The organism is Vallitalea sediminicola (genome assembly GCF_054408565.1).
In genome coordinates this window covers 1-5316 of sequence record NZ_BTPT01000100.1, presented here as the reverse complement: position 1 = coordinate 5316, position 5316 = coordinate 1, and the positions used below count along the sequence as shown (strand labels likewise).

The 5316-nt window shown below is 30.0% G+C and carries 2 protein-coding genes and 3 pseudogenes; 1 reads left to right on the top strand and 4 read right to left on the bottom strand.

All coding sequences use genetic code 11. The features are described 5' to 3' along the window. The 4 genes and pseudogenes from ACX6CF_RS25530 to ACX6CF_RS25515 all read right to left on the bottom strand — a co-directional run. Nucleotides 1–252, bottom strand: a pseudogene (locus ACX6CF_RS25530) (IS4-like element ISTeha3 family transposase); the annotation flags it as partial. Between the two features lie 161 nt (nt 253–413). Further along, nucleotides 414–917, bottom strand: a pseudogene (locus tag ACX6CF_RS25525) (tryptophan--tRNA ligase); the annotation flags it as partial. A gap of 36 nt (nt 918–953) precedes the next feature. Then, nucleotides 954–2144 carry a tryptophan synthase subunit beta gene (trpB, locus tag ACX6CF_RS25520; protein ID WP_458788208.1) on the bottom strand — a complete coding sequence of 397 codons (1191 nt, stop codon included), beginning with the start codon at nt 2142–2144 and terminating at the stop codon, nt 954–956. 583 nt (nt 2145–2727) lie between these two features. After that, entirely contained in the window at nt 2728–4218 is a 1491-nt protein-coding gene (locus ACX6CF_RS25515) for a methyl-accepting chemotaxis protein (RefSeq protein ID WP_458788207.1), read from the bottom strand. A 501-nt stretch (nt 4219–4719) separates the two neighbouring features. Between ACX6CF_RS25515 and ACX6CF_RS25510 the strand changes: the two are divergent. Next, nucleotides 4720–5316, top strand: a pseudogene (locus ACX6CF_RS25510) (IS1634 family transposase); the annotation flags it as partial.

Here is a 5316-nt window from a genome sequence, read left to right as displayed (position 1 = left end):
GGTAGATTCATTCATAAAACGATAGTAAGTATTCTTTGAAACAGCCATATCGCCTTTCTTTGAATCAAGAAAGCGATATAGATTTTTACTTTGAAATACCAATAGTATTAAAAACTTAAAAACTTCATAGACTGAAATGCCACAAGCCTTACGAATACCAGCTTGACGAAGTAACCCTGCAATTTTTAGGGTCTTAAAAGTTTGAAATAAAGCATTTTTAGTCTTTTCAGATGAGTCATCATAATGTATCATAGTGGTATGCACCTTTCTTATCTGGATTGTAAAATGTTTTTATGGTGATTACATTTTATCAGATAAAGGTGCATTTTGTGTCAATAAATATATTTTATGCAAGGTAATCATAGTAATTATAAGGCTTTACATCACTTTTTGTGGTGGGAAAGTTGAGAATTATTATTAATACGTCTAACTATCTCGTTTGTTTGTTCAATCATTGGTAGCTGGTCATCTCCAACTGGGATTAAATTAGCCTTGAATGCAGTTATATCTGCAGCTTGACTAATAGGATAGCATAAGAATCCAACTGGAATCTGATCACCATATCCTTTTTGTTTCATTTCTGCTTTCACAGTTGGATTCCTTGATAATCTTCCTAGATTAACAAAATTCATATAATACATAGTAAGTTCAGCTAATTCTGGAACCAATGATTGTATAAAAAACGTATTCAATTCTGGTTTTAACCCTACTGATAGATAATCGAGCATTACTTCAATAACACTATCTCTTACTTTTTCTGGATTAAGAGCATTGTCCGATAATGCTTGTGTATCAGCTATCATAATAAAGCTTTTATCATATTTTCCTTGTATAGAGACTCTTGTTTTTAACGATCCAACGTAATGTCCTATGTGTAACTTACCTGTGGGTCTGTCTCCTGTTAAAACAATATTCATTACATATCCCACCTTTTTTCACAAAACATAATGACTTTATAGATTAATTGGCTTATTATTAGCTTTTAGATAACTCTCAATTGCTTCTACGTCCTTATCTCCTCTACCTGATAGATTAACTATAATAACCTTGTCTTTATCAAGTGTCGGTGCAAGTTTCATAGTATATGCAATGGCATGTGAACTTTCAATTGCTGGAATTATACCTTCTGTTTGTGACAAATATAAAAATGCATTGACTGCTTCATCATCTGTAATAGATTCGTATCTTGCTCTACCGATGTCTTTTAAATGTGCATGTTCTGGTCCAACACCTGGATAATCTAATCCTGCTGATATTGAATACACCGGACTTATATTTCCTTCATCATCCTGAATAAAGATTGTATTCATACCATGAACAACACCTTCTCTTCCATGAGCCATAGTTGCTGCATGATATTCAGTGTCTACACCTTTTCCTGCTGCTTCTACACCTATTAATTCAACTTCTTCATAAGGATTGAATTCATGGAATAAACCAATAGCGTTACTTCCTCCACCTACACATGCGATACAATAATCTGGTAATCTTCCTTCTTTTTCTTTTATCTGTCTAAGTGCCTCTTCACCTATGATTTTTTGGAATTCACGAACCATAGTTGGATATGGATGTGGTCCAACTGCTGAACCTAATAGATAAAATGTATCTTCTATTCTCTCTACCCATTGCTCAATTGCTTCATCTACTGCATCACTTAGAGTTCTAGTTCCTCTTGTTACAGGAGTAACTTTCGCACCTAATAATTCCATTCTGAAAACATTAAGCTTCTGTCTCTTAGTATCTTCTTCGCCCATGAAAATTTCACATTCCATGTTGAACATGGCTGCCGCTGTAGCAGTTGCTACACCATGTTGTCCAGCCCCTGTTTCTGCAATTATCTTTTTCTTACCCATTCTTTTTGCTAGTAATATTTGTCCTATTGCATTATTTATTTTATGGGCACCTGTATGATTAAGATCTTCTCTTTTAAGATAAATCTTAGCTCCACCAAGTTTACTAGTCATATTATCAGCATAGTATAATGGTGACTCTCTTCCCACATAGTCTTTCATATAATATAAATATTCACTTTTGAATTCTTCATCCTTCATAGCTTTGTTAAAAGCTGTCTCTAATTCATTTAAAGCTTCGATTACTTGTTCTGGTACATATTGTCCTCCAAAATTTCCAAATTGATGTGTCATAATAAATCCATCCCTTCTAAATAATTTTTTTGAATTTAATAAGCTGTGATATGCATTCTTATTCGATGAGATGTGTATCTAAAAAGGCAATAAAAAAACACTTCATCCATTTATTGGGACGAAGTGTTACTCGCGGTACCACCCAACTTCAAGCACTTTAGAATAAGTGTATTTATTACTAATAAATAATCTCTAAATAACAAAAAATCTCCGTCTTTCTTAGGACGAAGTTACATTTCATTATACCACCTATTATGTGCTTAACTTTTTTCAGATACTAACATATCCTATCCTTATAACGTAGGAAAAACGGTATCAGCTACTTACAATCAAGTGTTCACCGTACTTCTCATGAATCCATTCAGAACTATTGTAGGTATCAGGATTCCACCATCCCCGACTCTCTATAATCACAATCAATTCTTACTACTTTCAATCATCGAATTTGATTATTAAATTAGTATTATTATATATTAATATATACTTTGTGTCAAGATTTTTTTTATTATAGAGTTTCCCACCTAAATCTCCAATAGTTTATAACCAATTAGAAGAAAAAATGGGAAACTCACTTATTCGTTTATTATTGATTTGAGGCTATTTTTTCTGATGTTTCATTCAAACTTTCTAATATCTTATTACCTTTTTCGGATAATGTTAGATACTTATAAGTCAATGAAACTGTACTTTCTGAACCACTATAATTTTCTTGTGTAATAGCGGATAGATTATTGGCTGAACCTACTATATTCTTGTTTTCTTCTACAATTGTAGAAATTTTTGAAGATAGCAAGTCTATTTTTTTTGTATTTTCCATCATATTATTTTCAATTTTACCAAAAATATTTTTTGTATCTTCAACTAGTTTATTTTGTTCGTCACTTATTTTATTTAGTTTTTCATAAGCACTTAAAGATTTGTTGGTGTGTTGTTGTAATTCAGAAATGATTAATGTAATATCATTAACTGATTGTGACGATTGTTCTGCTAAATGCCTTATCTCATCTGCAACAACAGCAAAACCCTTACCAGCTTCACCAACTCTTGCAGCCTCTATTGCAGCATTCAACGCCAGTAGATTAGTTTGATCTTCTATACTTTTTATGGTCTCTATAATATCAACAATATTGTCAGATTTTTCTTTTAATTCTTGCATTATATCATATGTTCTAGAATTATTTTCATTTGAAACATTATTATTATTATACAAAGTTTCAACAATCTCCATACCATCACCAATTACATTTTCTATTTCTTTTGATGTATGACTTATAGATAGCGACGTATCAGAAGCTTCATTTATCAACTCTTGAATATTATTAGTTGATTCCAGTTGCTTTTCTGTATATTCAGCACCTTCTTTAGCCCCTTCTTTTATCTGTTCTACCGATTGTTCTATATCTTTGGACATTATATTCATATCTTCCATAATAGTGTTTAACTCGTTAGAATGATTATAAATGATTTTGCTTGTTTCGATTAATTTATTCATCATATTATCTTGCTCTTCTTTGGACTTTTCCAGATTACTAATCATATTTCTATTTCTATTCATCATACTATTTAATATCTTAGCTCCCATATAACAGGAAGCAACGAACATTATAAGTATAAGAACTAAATAGATGTAAATAGATTTATCAACATTAGAAATATTATCATTATCTAATAATCCAACAATTTTAAAAATAGTTACGCTTATATTGAAACCACCAGTAACTATAATAGCTTTATAACGTCCTAAGAAAACCAGTAATACTAAAACAGGAAACATTCCAGAGAAAACGACTATACTTTCGCTAGTAATAAATATAACAGACCAACAGATAATCATTGGTATTAAGGTTATATATATAATACTCTTGGTATTAATACTTTTTTTATTTAATATATAGGTAATAATAACAGATGCAATGAGAAGAAAGCTCAACGAAGCAACTAGTATTAATGGGCGATGCCCCATTATAACACCTACGACCATTTGCAGTATCATCAACAAAAATATTCCACTTATCATTATGTAATAATATTTATATCTCTTTTGCTCGTTACTTATCTTAATATTTCCCTCCATTAAATCCCACCTTACCTTTCTTACATACATTATATTACACATTATGTCTTTTTACAATATATTATCCCTTTATGTTATATGGAGTTAAAATAATTACTCTTCTGTTTTATAAGCTTAAAAATCAGGACTTTTTCATACAAATTTTCTTAATTTTTGTATACATTACAAATTTAATGCAAAAAAATAAGTCGGATAACTTGATTATCCGACAGATAATTATTTATTAGATGCTTTTTGTTTAATAATTTGCCCGCAGTATGGACAAAAAGTAATGCTTTGATTAAAATCACTTAAGTTGCTTGCACAATATGGACAATATTCTATATGCGCAGATATTTCATCTTTTCCAACAAAATGTATTATATCTTCGGGAGTTTGACACTTGTAATTATATAAAACCTTTTTAATCCTTATAAAAAGGCTATTTTTTTGTCAAATTTTACATTTTTCTATTGAGTACTTTTGAGTAATATGTTATACTATTAGTAGGAGGTGCATCTTATGAGATTAAAAATATCTAAGTCTAAGAATGCTCAATCACTTTATGTTATTAAGTCTACGTATATTAATGGGAAGCATTCATCTAAGATTGTTGAAAAATTAGGTACATATGACGACTTATTAAAAAAGCTTAATGGTGAAAACCCTATTGAGTGGGCTAAAAAATATATTGAAGATTTAAACAAAAAAGAAAAGGAAAATAAGCGTACGATTATGCTTTCTTATGCTCCTACTAAAATTATTAAAAAGAATGAACAAAGATCTTTTAATGGTGGATATCTTTTCTTACAACAAATTTATCATGAACTTGGACTTAATAAGTTATGTGATAATATTGCTGATAAATATAAGTTTACTTTTAATCTTGATTCTATTCTTTCTAGATTGATTTATGGTAGAATTCTTTTTCCTTCTTCAAAACTTTCTACTTTTAAACTCTCTTCAAAGTTTATTGAACAGCCTGTTTTTGATGTTCATCATATATATAGAGCTCTTCAAGTTATTGCTAAAGAATCTGATTTAATTCAATCAATTTTATATAATAATAGCTTGAAAATTTCGAAACGAAATACTAACATCCTTTATTATGACTGTACT

Excerpts from the sequence above, each read along its gene's own strand:
- trpB (WP_458788208.1), bottom strand. The coding sequence starts at position 2,144 with ATGACACATCAATTTGGAAATTTTGGAGGACAATATGTACCAGAACAA.
- ACX6CF_RS25515 (WP_458788207.1), bottom strand. The coding sequence starts at position 4,218 with ATGGAGGGAAATATTAAGATAAGTAACGAGCAAAAGAGATATAAATAT.